Genomic DNA, 15,634 nt, shown 5'->3' on the forward strand with positions numbered 1-15,634 from the left:
CTTGAGAGCGAGAGGAAGGCCGGGACGGGTTTGAGCCCGTCCGGTCCGAGAGAGAGCGCCGGCGGGCTTTCCCGCTCCGCTCTCCCGAGGACGTCTCCCATGAATGCTCACACCCTTGCGGCGGCGCTGCCGACCGCCGCCGATCAGCCGACCGACGCTGCCGCCATCCATGCCGCGGCACTTCTCCTCCTTCCTCACATCGAGCGCGGCGAGCGCATCGACGCCGCGGTCTTGCGCACCGCCATGGAGACCGCCTTCGGCGCGTCCGATACTGCCGGCGCCTGGGACTGGAAGGACGCCTATGACGCCTGCGAAGCCGCAACCGTCCTCATGCTCCGCAAATACGGAAAGGCGCTTTTGCGCAAAGCCGGGTCTCCGGCTGCGGCGGTTCCTCTGTTCGGCAAGATCGCGGGACTTCTGCCCACCCACACGCGCCGCTCCGAGGAGGCGCAGGCCTTCCAGCAATTCTCGACGCCGATCCCGCTCGGCCTGGCCGCGATCACTGCGGCCGCCATCACACCCGCCGATCGCGTGCTCGAACCATCGGCCGGCACCGGCCTGCTCGCCATCCTCGCCGAGATCGCCGGCGGCACGCTTGTCCTCAACGAACTCGCCGAAACCCGGGCCGCACTCATCTCCTCCCTCTTTCCGGCCATTCCCGTGACCCGCTTCGACGCAGCCCAGATCGACGATCATCTCGACCCGGCGACCGTCCCAACAATCGTGGTGATGAACCCGCCATTCTCGGTCCTCGCCAATGTCGAGGGGCGTGTCGCCGACGCAGCCTATCGCCATCTCGCATCCGCGCTCGCGCGGCTCGCCGATGGCGGGCGCCTGGTCGCGATCACCGGCGCGAATTTCGGCCCCGACATACCGGCCTGGCGCGACGCCTTCGTCCGCCTGCAGGAGAGGGGCCGCGTCGTGTTCACCGCCGCCGTCCATGGCTCAGTCTATGCCAAGCACGGCACGACCGTCGAAACCCGGCTGACCGTGATCGACAAGATCCCGGCCGACGAGCCATCCGCATTTCCGGCGTCCCCCGGCACCGCTCCCGACATCGCCACGCTGATGACGTGGATCGCCGAGCATGTGCCGCCGCGCCTGGCTGTCGCGCCTGCTGTTCAGGTCATGCCGACCGGCGCCACGCCGCGCACCGTTCGCGGCTATCTCGCGCGCACCGCGGCGACATCGGCGACCCGCGTGGGCCTCGCCGATCCCGAGGGCGTGCCGCTCGCCTATGAGACCGTCGACTGGACCCCGGCCGAGGGCGCCCGCCTCAGCGACGCGATCTACGAGCAATACGGATTGCAGACGATCCGTATTCCCGGCTCTCAGGCCCATCCCACCAAGCTCGTGCAATCCGCCGCCATGGCCTCGGTCGCCCCGCCCAAGCCGAGCTATCGGCCGACGCTGCCAGCGACCATCATGGACTCGCTCTCAGACTCCCAGCTCGAAACCCTGATCTTCGCGGGCGAAGCCCATTCCGATTTTCTCGCAGGTTCCTGGACCATCGACGACACTTTCGATGTCGTGGCGGCCGCCGCCGATGATGCAAACGGCGTCGTCCGCTTCCGCCGCGGCTTCTTCATCGGCGACGGCACCGGCGTCGGAAAGGGGCGCGAGTCGGCCAGCATCGTGCTCGACAACTGGATGCAGGGCCGGCGCAAGGCGGTCTGGATCTCCAAATCCGACAAGCTGATTGAGGATGCGCAGCGCGACTGGTCCGCACTCGGCATGGAGCGCCTGCTGGTCACGCCGCTCTCGCGCTTCCCGCGGGGCAAGCCGATCGCTCTGCCGGAAGGCGTCCTATTTACAACCTATGCCACGCTGCGTTCCGACGACCGCGGCGAGAAGGTTTCGCGGGTCAAGCAGATCGTCGAATGGTTGGGCTCCGATTTCGACGGAGTGATCATTTTCGACGAGGCGCACGCGATGCAGAACGCTGGCGGCGGCAAGGGAGAACGGGGCGATGTCACGCCCTCGCAGCAAGGGCGCGCGGGGCTTCGCCTGCAGCACGCCTTGCCCAATGCCCGCGTCGTCTATGTCTCCGCCACCGGCGCCACCACGGTCCAGAACCTTGCCTACGCGCAGCGCCTCGGTCTGTGGGGTGGCGACGATTTTCCCTTCTCGACCCGCGCCGAGTTTGTCGAGGCGATCGAGGCCGGCGGCGTCGCGGCGATGGAGGTGCTTGCCCGCGACCTTCGCGCGCTCGGCCTCTACACCGCCCGATCGCTGTCGTTCGACGGCGTCGAATATGAGCTGGTCGAGCACGAGCTGACCGCCGAGCAGCGGCGCATCTACGATGCTTATGCCGGCGCCTTCGCCATCATCCACAACCATCTCGATGCGGCCATGCAGGCGGCCAACATCACCGGCTCGACCGGGACGTTGAACCGCCAGGCCAAATCCGCCGCGCGCTCCGCCTTCGAAAGCGCCAAGCAGCGTTTCTTCGGTCATCTGCTAACATCGATGAAGACGCCGACGTTGATCCGCTCGATCGCGGCGGACCTGGAGGCCGGGCATTCCGCGGTCATCCAGATCGTCTCGACCGGCGAGGCGCTGATGGAACGGCGCTTGGCCGAAGTTCCGACCGAGGAGTGGAATGACATTCGCGTCGACATCACGCCCCGCGAATATGTCCTCGATTATCTCGCCCATTCCTTCCCGGTGCAGCTCTACGAGCCCTTCAGCGACGGCGAGGGCAATATGTCCTCGCGTCCGGTCTTTCGCGACGGCCAGCCGGTCGAGAGCCGCGAGGCGGTCGCCCGCCGCACCGAGCTGATCGAGAAACTCGCGAGCCTTCCGCCGGTGCCGGGCGCGCTCGACCAGATCGTCCAGCATTTCGGCGCGGACGTGGTGGCCGAAGTCACCGGCCGCTCGCGTCGTATCGTGCGCAAGGGACAGCGCCTTGTGGTCGAGACCCGCGCGGCGTCCGCCAATCTCGCCGAGACCCAGGCCTTCATGGACGACATGAAGCGCGTGCTCGTGTTCAGCGATGCCGGCGGTACGGGCCGCAGCTACCATGCGGAGCTGTCGGCACGGAACACGCGGCTTCGCGTCCACTATCTGCTTGAGCCGGGCTGGAAAGCCGACGCCGCGATCCAAGGCCTCGGCCGCACCCACCGCACCAACCAGGCGCAGCCGCCGCTCTTCCGTCCGATCGCGACCAATGTGAAGGCGGAGAAGCGCTTCCTATCGACCATCGCGCGCCGGCTCGACACGCTGGGCGCGATCACGCGCGGACAGCGCCAGACCGGCGGCCAGGGCCTGTTCCGACCCGAGGACAATCTGGAGAGCCACTATGCGCGCGATGCGCTTCGCCAGCTCTACATCCTGATCGTCCGCGGCAAGATCGAAGGGTGCTCGCTCCAGCGGTTCGAGGACACGACCGGCCTGAAGCTGATGGACGACAACGGCATCAAGGACGAGCTCCCGCCGATCACAACCTTTCTCAACCGCCTGCTCGCGCTCACCATCGACCTGCAGGACGTCCTGTTCGCCGCCTTCGAGCAGCTTCTGACCGCCAAGGTCGAGGGCGCGATCGCCGCCGGCATCTACGACATCGGACTGGAGACGCTGCGCGCGGAGAGCTTCGTCGTCACCGATCGCCAGACCATCTACACCCATCCCGGCACCGGCGCGGAAACCAGCCTGCTGACCATCCAACAGCGCGAGCGCAACCGGCCGATGACCGCCGAGGAGGCGATGGCTTGGCTCGACGATCCGGTCGCCAAGTTGCTGGTCAACGAGCGCTCCCACCGCGCCGCGGTTCAGCTTCCAGCGCCTTCGCTGATGCTCGACGACGGGGAGATCGAACGCCGCGTGCGGCTGATCCGGCCGATGGAGCAGCATCACGCCTCCATCCGCATGATGGACGAAAGCCATTGGATCGCCGCCAGTCGCGCCGAGTTCACCGCCGCCTGGAACGCCGAGATCGCGGAGGTGCCAGCCTATTCCGATTCCACGATCCACATCGTCGCTGGCCTGCTGCTGCCGATCTGGAAGCGGCTGCCCAACGAGTCGAGCCGTGTCTATCGGCTCCAGACCGATGACGGGGAACGGATCATCGGCCGCCGCGTGTCGCCCGCATGGGTCGCCAACGCCACGACAGTCGGAACGACGAACCTGTCCGCCGACCATGCCTATGCCGCGCTCATCGAGGGCAAGACAATCCTCGATCTCGCCGAAGGCCTCCAACTCCGTCGCGTGCGCGTCATGGGCGCCGATCGCATCGAACTCTCCGGCTTCACCGACGCGATGCGCGAGCGCCTGCGCGCCTTTGGCCTCTTCAGCGAGATCATCTCGTGGAAGCTCCGCTTCTTCGTGCCCGTCGGCGCGGACGGCGCGACCATCATCGGCAAGCTGATCGGCACCTACCCGATCCAGCGCGTCGGCGAGCGGGAGGCAGCGTGATGGCCCGTCTCGACGCATCCGATCTCGCGCAACGTCTCGGCCGACAGGCCGAGGCGGTGTGCCGCCATTATCTCAGCAATGGCCACCGTCAGGGCAACTACTGGCAGGTGGGCGACGCCCGTAACACTAAGGGCCGCTCGATGTACGTCCGGCTCAAGGACTCGCCCAAAGGCCCCGCCGGGAAATGGACTGACGCCGCTACCGGCGAGCATGGAGACCTCCTCGACGTCATCCGCGAGAGCTGCGGCCTCATCGACTTCAAGGATGTCGCCGACGAGGCTCGGCTCTTCCTCAGCATGCCACCACCAGCGCCGGAACCCTCCGCCTTCCAGCCGCTGGCGCCCGCACCACATGGATCGCCCGAAGCCGCACGGCGCCTCATCCGCATGTCGCAGCCGATTGCGGGCACAATCGTCGCGGCGTATCTCCGGCAACGCGGCATTACGGATCTCCGTGGAGCCGGAAATCTGTATTTCCACCCGCACTGCTATTATCGCCCGGACGAGCATGCGCCGACCGAGACTTGGCCGGCCATGATCGCCGCTGTCACTGACCTCGACGGCATGATCACCGGGGCGCATCGCACCTGGCTCGACTCACGACGCCACGACAAGGCGCCATTCGAAACCCCGCGCCGGGCGATGGGCGATCTCCTCGGCAACGCGGTCCGCTTTGGCGCTGGTGGCGAAGTGATGGCAGCCGGCGAAGGCATCGAGACGGTCCTTTCAATCCGCCAGGTCGTGCCCAACATGCCGATGGTGGCGGCGCTCTCCGCGGCACATCTCGCCGCCATCCTGTTCCCGGACACGCTGCGGCGGCTCTACATCCTGCGCGATGACGATCCGGCAGGCGATGGTGCGCGTGACAGCCTGATCGAACGGGCGAACGCGGCCGGGATCGAGGCGATCGTGATCTCTCCACAGCTCGGGGACTTCAACGAGGATCTCCGCACCCTCGGCATCGCGACATTGCGCAGTCAGACTCGGGTACAGCTCGGGCCGCAGGACGTCGCACGCTTCATGGCGCTGGCGGCATAGCCGGTAAGGAAGCGGCAGCGGCCCCGCCGCCGTACTCGCTCAGACGCAGCGGATCGGAGAGGACCGCGCCTCGGCCTTCGAGAGGGCGATCGGCCCACAGGCAGGCCGGCCCGGCAATGGCTGCGGCCGACTATTTTCCGGCGCGGCCCCAAGGGGCCGCTTTCCATCGCGAAACAAAATAGCCGGCCTCCGCCATCCTCCGCTGACGCTCCGGCCCTCGCTCGCGCTCCGGGTGCAGGGCCGCCCCGCCGGTGTGCTTCGTCGCCATGAAGGCCGCGACGGTCGCGGTCCATCCGACGGAGCATCCGATGCGCGATCTCGACGACTACGAACCGCACCACGAATCCTCACCGACTGACCACGTCCTCAACGAATTGCAGCTCCACGGCTACCGGCCTTTCGCCGACGAACCCGATCAGCGGCTTCTGCCGGACGGCAACGCGGTCGCGGGCGCGGTCGCCGACATCTTCGACGCCCTGATCGTGACCCTGGAGGACACGCGCCTCGAACCCGACCTCGACGATCTCCTCTGGTCGACCGTGAACGTCTTTCATCGCGCCGCCGAACGGATCAACCGCGAGCTCGACGACAACGAGCAGGCCCAAAAGCGCTCCCAACGCGAACAGGACGGCAGCGAGGTGAAGTCGGTCGATCTCGAGCGCCTGATCGCCGAGGGCAAGACACAGGTCGAACGCCAGACCGCCTTCGAACTGATGCGCGACCAGGCCGCCGAGCACTACGAACGCCAGGTCGGCAAAGCCTGGCTCCCGCGGTCAGGATCGAAGGTCAATCATCGCAACCTCACCTCGGCGATGATCGACAGCCGCGACTTCATCATGGCGAAGAAGCGTGCCGAGCAGGAAGTGCTCCTGCCGCCTGGACCGAAGATCGCCGTCACCGGCGGGCTCGATTTCGACAACCATCACCTCATCTGGGCCAAGCTCGACCAGGTTCACGAGAAGCACCCCGACATGGTGCTGATCCACGGCAAGTCGCCGAAGGGTGCCGAGAAGATCGCTTCTCTCTGGGCCAGGAATCGCAATGTCCCACAGATCGGCTTTGCACCCGACTGGACGAAGCACGGCCGGGCAGCACCCTTCAAACGCAATGACGAGATGCTGCAATTCCTGCCGAAGGGCGTGCTGCACTTCCCCGGCACCGGCATCAATGACAACCTCGCCGACAAAGCCAAGAAGCTCGGCATCCCGGTGTGGAAATTCGGCGGCGCGTAAGCGCCGCCGCATCGGGCACCTGCTAAACGGCCAAGCCTATGGCATAACGCAACGAATGCAGCGACTGAAGCCACTCCCGAAACCGGCACGTTCGGACGCCGTTCTCGCTGCGGTTTTCCTGGAGAATGCCACCGTGAAGGCTGCAGCCGCCGAATGGGCGGCGGATCAAGGATTCGACAATCAAGCCCTTCATGCGATTGCAATTGCCATCGAACTCCTCCTCAAATCCTATCTGCTTAACGTCGCGACCGATGATGTTTGGAACCGCGCGAACATCGGGCACGATCTCGCCAAGGCACTCCATTATTCGGCTCAAGCCGGCTTGGTGCCTCCTTCACGCATCGAGTGGATTATCAGCCACCTCCATCCGCATTTTCAGCGTGGCGGGTTTCAGCGCGAGCCGTCGAGGAAATGGCCACCAGGCTTTGCGGATGACGCAGGTGAGGTCGCACGGCAGCTCGCGCAGACAGTACGGCTTCACCAACGTCACGGCCACATCGACTCGGCTTCCAGCCCGGAGAAGACCACTCCCCGCTGAATGGCGCTGGTCCTTGGTCCAGCCGATGGCCTGACGCCATCAACCCGTAAAGGGTCGGACTACGCATAGCGTGCCGCCGCGCCGGCGTTGCCTGCGCGGTGATTGCGGCCATCGGCCGAACACATCGGGCGCCTGTCAGCGGGGGGATGGTCCTCCGCTCGAAACAGGAGCCGGATCGATGTCCTTCCCCGACGCACACGCCTTCGCCTTCAGCCTCGCCACCACGCTGATGGCCGTCATCGTCATCTTCCGCGCGGGCGACGGCACTCTCTCGGTGACACCCGCAAACGAATACGACGGCGACGTCTCGGAGATCGTCCACGAGGTCGATCCCTTCGCGCCATGACGGCGCGCCACCCTTCCAGGCGACGCGGAGACCCCTGCGGTTTCCGCTCCCGACGGAGCACAGCTTTTGCTATGCTCCCGAATGCGCCGTGGTGGTGGTGGAAGGCGCGACCGTCAGAATTTGCTCTTTCGGAGACACCACCATGATTATCCTCGGCATTGTCCTATCCTTCGCAGCCATCGGCATCTTGTGCTGGTTGCTGTTCACGCTCGCGGTGTTCGCACTGCCATTCTTCGCGGGCGTGACCGCCGGCACCTGGGCCTATGACACTGGCGCGGGCTGGCTCGGCGCCATCCTTATCGGCATGCTCGGCGCCGGCCTGACGTTGGGCGTGGGGCAGCTCTTGCTTGGAATTGTCCGCCCGCTCTGGGCACGCCTGCTGATCGCGCTGGCATTTGTCGCACCCGCGGCGATCGCCGGCTTCCACGCCACGCATGGCATCGTGAAACACACCATGCCGTCGGAGACCTGGCAGCTCGTGTTCTCCGTCATCGGTGCGGTCGCGGTCGGCGTCACCGCGTTCGCGCGCGTCGCTGGGATGGCAAGCACCGGCCCGTCCAGCCAGGGCATTGCACCAGCCTGACACCACGACGGAACCGTCGCCGGGACGACCAGTCGGGGGTTTCAGCCCTCAGCGTTGTGCAGTTGGAGAGGGAGCCGCGTCACCGGAACCTGACTGAAGCCCATCGTGCGGCCGCCTCAACAGCGCCCGGATTTCTGCTCGGCGCCTCTGTGCGCGGGAACGGTGCAACACGAAGTCGAGGGCGTCATCTCCACTGGCCGACTTCGAAACGAAAGCTCGACCCTCGCCTGTACAAGGGGAGGACGGGTCGCAGATGATCTTCAGCTTGCGCCGTCTGCTGGTTGCGACCGGGTCGCCATGATCTTCCGTTCCTGATTGTCTCCAGACCGCTCCGAACGGCCTCTCCAATGGCCTGATCTGACCGAAGGACGGCTGCGCCTCGACCGCCTATGCCGCAACGGCGCGTCCCGACTTTCTTCCCCTGCCGGCCAAGGCCGTCATTCCTCGCGAAACAACAAAGTCGTTCCTGCCATCCTCCGCGTTGCTCCGGTCGCAAGCGATGCGGCGTCGGTCGCCTCCGGCCTGTCGATCGCCATCGAGGCCGCAATGGAGCGGTCCCGAAAACGAAACGGAGACTTACAATGGCGACCATCGGCACCTTCAAGAAGACCGGCTCGAACGAGTTCACCGGCGAAATCGTAACCCTCAGCGTCCAAGCCAAGGGCGTGCGCATCGTCCCCGACACCCGCGCCACCGGCGAGAACGCCCCCAGCCACCGGGTTCTGGTCGGCCGCGCGGAAATCGGCGCCGCCTGGTCCAAGCGCTCCAACGAGGGCCGCGACTATCTGGGCCTCAAGCTCGACGATCCGAGCTTCAACGCCCCCATCTACGCCAACCTCTTCGACGACGAGGACGGCGACACCCACTCGCTGATCTGGTCCCGCCCGACCCGCCGCGGCGACTGAGCCCCGAGCAAGGCCCCGGCCGAACAGGCCGGGGCCTTTCCACTGCTAGCGCGAATCACTTCGGCCGCCCGGCGAGGGCACCGCCAGCCCTGAGACGCCGATTACCCTCGCAATGGGCGCAAAGAACGACTATTATAGTCGTAGTTCTGGCAAGCGTGTGTCCGTCGGTGGGAGGTGATCATGCATGATCACCGCCCGACAATCGCGGGCCGCACGCGCGTTGCTGGGGTGGACACAGGAGACGCTCGCTGACAAGGCCCGGACATCGCTAACCGCGCTCAAGCGCCTTGAGTCCGAAAGTGGATTAGAGGTGTACGAGTCGACGCGCGATCAGGTGCGAAGGGCGCTTGAAACAGCCGGTATCGTCCTGCTTTCCACCGACAAGGGCGAAGGAGTGCTGCTGCTCCATGAGCGGGACGACCGGCCGACGAGGCGTTAGCAGCGCCGTGATCGCGTGGCGCACACCATCCATCGCACGTTGTCACAGTAATGCCGGGCACGAGTGTTAACGAATGCTTTCCGCGCGAATATAGTCGCCTGATGGAATCCGCGATGCCGCCGTTTCTCGATGCGCCTCCGATCAGCCAGACCCTCACGGCCTATGACCGCGAGCATATGGTTCTCTATCTGCGCCTGCTCGATTCCTCGCGCGACGGAGCTGATTGGCGCGAAGCCGTCCAGATTCTCTTTGGCCTCGATACGGCACGTGAGCCGCAGCGGTGCCGCCAGGTCCATGACACGCATCTCGCCCGCGCGCAGTGGATGACCGAGCACGGCTATCGAGACTTGGTCCGCTCCGCACAGTGATCGCCGCGATGCCGTTTCGGCACCACCCTTTGCCGGCCCTCTGACTTCCACTGAACAACCCAGCCGGGAATCCTGACTCTCCCACAAATTCAAAGACTAGGGAGGATCGCGATGACACCAGATGCTTCCGGCTGGCGTTCATCGGAACGCTATGCGCACGTCGCCGACATGACCGCGTCCGACGTCGCGTGGGAATGGCTGCGCCGCAACGAAACCTACGACAGGGATTTTCAAGCGCTCGGCGACAGCGAAAGTGATCTGCGCACGCTGACCGACGGGATCGGGCAGCGGTGGGGGTTGCGATTTCCCCGTAGACCCGATGCAGGCACCTCCCGAAGCGCAGGTGATCTGGCTTCCCCAGGAAGACACAAGCGCCATCGTTCTTGGCCCACCTCCGGATATTCCGTCCGCAAGCGCTGATCCCCAACCGACGATCGACGCCGCCGTAAGCGTCGATGTCGGCAGCGAGACCCATCTGGTTCTCGATCTCGGAAACGGTCAGCGCGTAGCGCTTGTTCATCCGTCCGAGACACGACCCGCCAAATCTCTTGGCGCCTTCATCCCGCTCGGCCTGGAAGGCTTCGACCGGCTCCAATCGGTCGCCCGCTTGCTCTCCGCCCTCCATGGCCGCGCCATACCGCCCGACACCCGACTGACACGGCAGCAACGTGCTCGGCTGTGCCGGATGCTGCAGGCCTTCGACGGTCATCGCGCGGGCGCGACCCAGCAAGAAATTGCGCAGGTCATATTTCGGATCGGCGCTCTCGGTCGCGACGACTGGCAGGCATCTTCCGCCCGCCACGCCACCAAAGCCCTGCTTCGAGATGCCCGCGCGATGATGGTGGGTGGGTATCGCACGTTGCTTCGTCATCGGCGGCAACTTTAGCCGATCTCCATCCGACTCTTGGTGGGCGAATTTAGGCCCCCCTGAATTCGCCCTGCATCTCGCCGGCCCTGCTTCGCCAACGTGGCCTTCGTTACCCGCCGCTTCCCGGCGGCCCCAACGAACCCACGGAGGCCCTCCCATGCGACCTGATCTCGCCGTTCTCCCGCCGCGCTACCTGCGCACCAAGGAAGCCGCCGAATTCCTCAGCCTATCGGCCCGCACCCTCGAAAAGCATCGGACTTACGGAACGGGTCCGGCCTATCGCAAGCTCGGCGGTCGCGTCGTTTATGCGGTCGACGATCTTGAGGCCTGGGCCGAGCGCGGCGCCGTCACCTCCACCTCCGATCCGCGCGGCAGCGTGCTTCCGGCCAAGCGCCATACGCCTGCGCCGCCGGCACATGCCGGACGATACGCGCGCTGATCGCCCCCGGATTCCCGAATGGCGGCGCGACACCAGTCCCTCTCGGAGCGCGGGCAGCTCGATCTGTTCCGTGCGCTCCCCGGCGAGTTCGCAGCACGAGACGCACAGGATCTCATGGCCTATCCGTTTTTCTCCCTCTCCAAATCGCACCGCGTCGCGCCGATCGACTTCGCCGCCGGCAATGTGTCGATCCGCGTCGAGGCCGTGCCCGATCACGGCATGGCGACCATTTGGGACGCCGACATCCTGATCTGGGCGGCGAGCCAGATCGTCGAGGCGCGTGACGCCGGCCTGCGCACGTCGCGCCTGATGGTCGCCACGCCCTATGAAATTCTCAAATTCATCGGCCGCGGCACGTCCTTACGCGACTATCAGCGCTTGAAGGCCGCGCTCGATCGTCTGCAATCCACGACGGTCTGCACCTCGATCCGCCAATCCGCCGAGGGCCGGCGTCATCGCTTCTCGTGGATCAACGAGTGGAAGGAGCGCACCAACCGCAACGGCAAGCCGGACGGGATCGAGATGATCGTCCCGGACTGGTTTTATCAGGCCGTTCTCGACGATGCGCTCGTGCTGACGATCGACCGGGCCTATTTCGATCTCACAGGCGGGCTCGATCGCTGGCTCTATCGCCTGGTGCGCAAGCACGGCGGGCGCCAGCGCAATGGCTGGCGATTCGACTTTCGCCACCTCCACCAGAAATCCGGCGCGTTGTCACCGTACAAACGCTTCGCCTTCGAGCTGCGCGACATCATCCGTCGCCAGCCGCTTCCCGGCTACACGCTGTTCCTCGAGATCGAGGCCGGCGGCCGAACGTTGCTCGCTTTCGAGCGGACGCCGCCCTGTGGAAAAGCTGTGAAAGGCTTCGTGCCATCGGGAACCCGAAAGCGCGTGCCATCAGGAACCGGCCCCTCGTGCCAACGGGAACCGAAACACGGCCTAACCCACGACAGCAGAACCGAAAATCGCCTCGCTAACTTAGAATCTAACAGAGAATCTAACTTTGAAGAGCGCGCGCGAGAGGTGGAAAACCTCGTCCGGCAGGCCGCGAACGCGCTAAGCGCCGCTGGCAAGCGGCGCACCAGCAGCGCCGCTCTTACCAACGCTGGCGCGGCGAGAAACGGGACCTCCGGCCCTCCGCAGCTTCCCTTCGGTCCACGCCCGGGAGGCCGCCGATGATCGTGGCCTTCCTCAACCAGAAGGGCGGCGTCGGCAAGACGACGCTGGCGCTGCACCTAGCCGGCGAATGGGCCGGTAGGGGAAAGCGGGTCACGCTCGTCGATGCGGACCCCCAGGGTTCGGCGCTCGACTGGTCGCAGCAACGCGCCCGCGAGCACGCGCCGCGCCTGTTCGGCGTCGTCGGCCTGGCGCGCGACACGCTCCACCGTGAGGCGCCCGAGCTGGCGCGCGATGTCGATCATGTGGTGATCGACGGGCCGCCGCGCGTCGCCGGGCTGATGCGATCCGCGCTGCTCGCCGCCGACCTCGTGCTGATCCCCGTGCAGCCGTCGCCGCTCGATGGTTGGGCCTCGGCCGAGATGCTGGCGCTCCTGTCGGAGGCGCGCATCTATCGGCCGGAGCTTCGCGCTCGCTTCGTCCTCAATCGCTGCGGCGCGCGCACCGTGATCGCCCGCGAGACGGCCGAGACGCTCGCCGACCACGATCCGCCAGTGCTGCGCACGGCGATCGGACAGCGCGTCATCTACGCCGACGCCGCGCAATCGGGCCGGCTCGCTTTCGAGATCGACGACGACGGACCCGCCGCGCGCGAGATCGCGGCGCTCGTCACCGAGCTCGAAAGGATCTCACCATGAGCGAGCGATCCGAACGGCGCGGCTTTGCGGCACGTCCGACCAATCAAGAGGCCTGGATCAAGGCCGCAGATGCCACCGCGCCGCGCGCGCCGGACGATGAAGCCTTCACCGCCCGCATGACGATCGACGTCACGCCCGCCTTACGTGGACGGATCAAGATCGCTGCCTTCCGGCGCGGCGTTACCGTTGCCGACATGCTGCGCGAGATGCTCGCGCGCGAATTCCCACACATCGAAGGAGACCCCTCATGACCGGCGCCGCGGCCCCCCGCGCGCGCGGCGGCCCGACGCCGACCGCACGCCACCAAGACAATCTCACCCATGTCGAACTGACCTGGGTTGAGAAGAAGATCGAGAACTGGATCCGCTTCGGCACGCACGCCCACGAACAGATTCTCGATCGCCGTCGGCGTGTCCTGTCTTTTCGCCCCGGCGCGGTCTTCGCCTTCGTGCGCTGGGCCTCGAATGACTTCGGAACGATCATCTCGCGCATCGACGTCGTGCGCTCGGTTGCGCGCGGCGAGACGTACCAGACGCTGCCTTTCGTTCGTCCTGGCGGCGAAATCCTGCTGAAGGTCGAGAGCTGGCCCAGGGTCGAGCGCGTGCTGCAGGCGATCGACGCCATCGAGCGCATCGGCATCGATCCCGAAGCGGTTTCGCCCGATCATTGGCGTCACGTCCACAACCGGCTCGCTGCTGGACACGAGCCGCGCACCTACACGCTCGACCATCATCGCGCATTCCTGCTGCGCCGAAAGGCCGAGTCGTGAGCCGCGCCGGACTTCTCCTGGCGACGACGCTCGCCGCGCTCAGCGTCGGCTATCCCGGCCTCACGCCGATGCCCATCAAGCTGATCTGGAACGCATCGGCGAGCGCGCCCATCGGGTTCTATTCGATCGACTTCGACGGGCCGCTCGACGTTACCGATCTCGTTGCGGTCGATGCGCCCGAGCCGCTCGCGACATTCCTCGCCGAGCGCGGCTACCTGCCCAAGGGCGTGCCGCTGATGAAGCGCATCCTCGCCGTCTCCGGGCAGACCGTTTGCCGTTCGAACCTCACTATCACCGTCGATGGTGTGGAGGTCGGTGCGGCACTGGAGCGCGATCGCGCAGGCCGCGATCTTCCCGTCTGGCAAGGCTGCCGCCGGGTCCAGACTGGCGAAGTCTTCCTCATGAACTGGCAGGTCCGCGACAGCCTCGACGGCCGCTACTTCGGCCTGATCTCGACCGACCAGATCATCGGCCGTGCCGTCCCACTGTGGACCGATGAAGACGGCACCGGCCGCTTCGAATGGCGTGCGCCGACACGCTGACCGCCTTCCCATTCGGCGGGAGCGGTGCTCGCCGATGGCTGTCCCAATCCCCACCGCGAAGGAGACTGACATGCCCCAGATTGGCGAATTCACGCGCGACGAGACCGGCTTCGTCGGGCATCTGACGACGCTGGTTTTGAACCAGGACGTCATAATCATCGCAGCCGAACCGACCGAGGTTGAGAACGCACCGCAGTATCGCGTGCATGTCTTCGACGGCATGAACAATGAGCCGGGCGCGGAGATCGGCGCCGGATGGAAACGCTCCGGAGAGAAGGCCGGCGAATACGTCGCGCTGCTGATCGACGATCCGACATTCCCGCACCCGATCCGCGCCAACATGTTCCGCGACGACGATGGCGGCTCGGCCTGGTCGCTGCATTGGTCGCGTCCGCGCGATCGCGGCGAGAAGGACTGAGCGATGCTTGGCTCTCGTCAACCGAGGAGCCGTTCGATTGCGTCCGGGCCGCGCTGCGCTGCCCGGCGCATGGCTCTCCTCCTCCTTTCCGGCCTTAGCCTCGCGAGCATCATGCCGGCGATCACGATGGCGCAGGACTTGGGCGCCGATCGACCGTCGCCACGCGATCCCTATGGCGATCATATCGCCGAGGCTTCGCGGCGCTTCGGCGTTCCGATCGCATGGATCAGGGCGGTGATGCGTGCCGAAAGTGCAGGCGATCCACGCGCCCTTTCGCCGAAGGGCGCGATGGGCCTGATGCAGATCATGCCGCCCACTTGGGCAGGCTTGCGCCTTCGCCACCGTCTCGGCGCTGATCCTTATGATCCGCATGACAACATCATCGCCGGCGCCGGCTACATCCGCGAGCTGTTCGATCGCTACGGATCGCCCGGCTGGATCGCGGCCTACAATGCCGGTCCTGGTCGTTACGAGGACTCGCTGAAGGGCCGGGCGCTGCCCGCGGAAACGCGCGCCTATGTCGCCATCGTCGCGCCGTCGGTGACCAGCGGCGATGCGACTTGGCCGATCGTGGCCGCCGCGGCCGATGCACTCGCCTGGACACGCGCGCCGCTGTTCATCGCGCAAGCTGAGCGCATATCGATACCCGTTCCCGTACCGGCCGAGCGCGCTTCCGATGCCGCGATGACGACATCGTCCGTGCGCGATGTTTCCGCCATCGAGCCGCAGTCGGGCGGGCTGTTTGTCCCGCGTTCGGGCCAAAGGAATGCGCCATGAGCAGCCCGGTTCCTGATCGCACGATAGCGTGCTCAAGCGCGTCATGGTGTGCGTTGAGGGTAGAGGCAGGCAACACGACCGGACGATGGCAGGATAAAAGGCCGCGAGGTGCGGCTTGGGTCGGTTGTGGTTTTTCAATAGGTTAT

Annotated in this window: 19 protein-coding genes; all 19 read left to right on the top strand. The window is 65.9% G+C overall.

What is annotated here, in order from left to right:
* The first annotated feature begins 99 nt into the window (after positions 1 to 99).
* Positions 100 to 4,413, top strand: coding sequence for a strawberry notch family protein (locus AC3WLX_RS25230; protein WP_006022618.1), 4,314 nt, complete (start codon positions 100 to 102; stop codon positions 4,411 to 4,413).
* A complete protein-coding gene (locus AC3WLX_RS25235) occupies positions 4,413 to 5,450 on the top strand; it encodes a DUF7146 domain-containing protein (RefSeq protein ID WP_006022617.1) in 1,038 nt (345 codons plus the stop codon). Before AC3WLX_RS25230 ends, AC3WLX_RS25235 begins: the two co-directional genes overlap by 1 nt.
* Positions 5,451 to 5,758: 308 nt before the next feature.
* Positions 5,759 to 6,682, top strand: coding sequence for a DUF2493 domain-containing protein (locus AC3WLX_RS25240; protein ID WP_492338409.1), 924 nt, complete (start codon positions 5,759 to 5,761; stop codon positions 6,680 to 6,682).
* Positions 6,683 to 6,815: 133 nt separating this feature from the next.
* Complete coding sequence (locus AC3WLX_RS25245; protein WP_137903083.1) at positions 6,816 to 7,220, top strand: hypothetical protein; 405 nt, start codon at positions 6,816 to 6,818, stop codon at positions 7,218 to 7,220.
* 178 nt (positions 7,221 to 7,398) lie between these two features.
* Positions 7,399 to 7,566 (top strand): hypothetical protein, encoded by a 168-nt coding sequence (locus tag AC3WLX_RS25250; protein WP_006022614.1) that lies wholly within the window; start codon positions 7,399 to 7,401, stop codon positions 7,564 to 7,566.
* Positions 7,567 to 7,708: 142 nt separating this feature from the next.
* Positions 7,709 to 8,149: a hypothetical protein gene (locus tag AC3WLX_RS25255; protein WP_006022613.1), complete on the top strand. Its 441-nt coding sequence runs from the start codon at positions 7,709 to 7,711 to the stop codon at positions 8,147 to 8,149.
* 581 nt (positions 8,150 to 8,730) lie between these two features.
* The gene (locus AC3WLX_RS25260; protein WP_006022612.1) at positions 8,731 to 9,054 is read left to right on the top strand and encodes a DUF736 domain-containing protein; all 324 of its coding nucleotides are present in this window, start codon (positions 8,731 to 8,733) and stop codon (positions 9,052 to 9,054) included.
* A 184-nt stretch (positions 9,055 to 9,238) separates the two neighbouring features.
* Positions 9,239 to 9,493: a helix-turn-helix domain-containing protein gene (locus tag AC3WLX_RS25265; RefSeq protein WP_006022611.1), complete on the top strand. Its 255-nt coding sequence runs from the start codon at positions 9,239 to 9,241 to the stop codon at positions 9,491 to 9,493.
* Positions 9,494 to 9,594: 101 nt separating this feature from the next.
* Positions 9,595 to 9,861 carry a DNA -binding domain-containing protein gene (locus tag AC3WLX_RS25270; protein ID WP_024343455.1) on the top strand — a complete coding sequence of 89 codons (267 nt, stop codon included), beginning with the start codon at positions 9,595 to 9,597 and terminating at the stop codon, positions 9,859 to 9,861.
* Between the two features lie 111 nt (positions 9,862 to 9,972).
* A complete protein-coding gene (locus AC3WLX_RS25275) occupies positions 9,973 to 10,281 on the top strand; it encodes a transcriptional regulator domain-containing protein (RefSeq protein ID WP_006022609.1) in 309 nt (102 codons plus the stop codon).
* Positions 10,181 to 10,747, top strand: a complete 567-nt coding sequence (locus AC3WLX_RS25280; protein WP_024584489.1) for a DUF2285 domain-containing protein — start codon at positions 10,181 to 10,183, stop codon at positions 10,745 to 10,747. Before AC3WLX_RS25275 ends, AC3WLX_RS25280 begins: the two co-directional genes overlap by 101 nt.
* 139 nt (positions 10,748 to 10,886) lie before the next feature.
* A complete protein-coding gene (locus AC3WLX_RS25285; RefSeq protein WP_006022608.1) occupies positions 10,887 to 11,168 on the top strand; it encodes a helix-turn-helix transcriptional regulator in 282 nt (93 codons plus the stop codon).
* Between the two features lie 18 nt (positions 11,169 to 11,186).
* Positions 11,187 to 12,347 (top strand): replication initiator protein A, encoded by a 1,161-nt coding sequence (locus tag AC3WLX_RS25290; RefSeq protein WP_006022607.1) that lies wholly within the window; start codon positions 11,187 to 11,189, stop codon positions 12,345 to 12,347.
* Entirely contained in the window at positions 12,344 to 12,982 is a 639-nt protein-coding gene (gene parA / locus AC3WLX_RS25295) for a ParA family partition ATPase (protein ID WP_006022606.1), read from the top strand. The genes AC3WLX_RS25290 and parA overlap by 4 nt, the downstream gene beginning before the upstream one ends.
* Positions 12,979 to 13,233: a hypothetical protein gene (locus AC3WLX_RS25300; protein ID WP_006022605.1), complete on the top strand. Its 255-nt coding sequence runs from the start codon at positions 12,979 to 12,981 to the stop codon at positions 13,231 to 13,233. Before parA ends, AC3WLX_RS25300 begins: the two co-directional genes overlap by 4 nt.
* Entirely contained in the window at positions 13,230 to 13,751 is a 522-nt protein-coding gene (locus AC3WLX_RS25305) for a DUF2840 domain-containing protein (RefSeq protein WP_006022604.1), read from the top strand. Before AC3WLX_RS25300 ends, AC3WLX_RS25305 begins: the two co-directional genes overlap by 4 nt.
* Positions 13,748 to 14,293: a S26 family signal peptidase gene (locus tag AC3WLX_RS25310; protein ID WP_006022603.1), complete on the top strand. Its 546-nt coding sequence runs from the start codon at positions 13,748 to 13,750 to the stop codon at positions 14,291 to 14,293. Before AC3WLX_RS25305 ends, AC3WLX_RS25310 begins: the two co-directional genes overlap by 4 nt.
* 70 nt (positions 14,294 to 14,363) lie before the next feature.
* Positions 14,364 to 14,711 carry a DUF736 domain-containing protein gene (locus AC3WLX_RS25315; protein ID WP_006022602.1) on the top strand — a complete coding sequence of 116 codons (348 nt, stop codon included), beginning with the start codon at positions 14,364 to 14,366 and terminating at the stop codon, positions 14,709 to 14,711.
* Between the two features lie 3 nt (positions 14,712 to 14,714).
* Entirely contained in the window at positions 14,715 to 15,488 is a 774-nt protein-coding gene (locus tag AC3WLX_RS25320) for a lytic transglycosylase domain-containing protein (RefSeq protein WP_006022601.1), read from the top strand.
* Positions 15,489 to 15,634: the final 146 nt, after the last annotated feature.

The organism is Bradyrhizobium sp. FW305-F6, assembly GCF_058782905.1.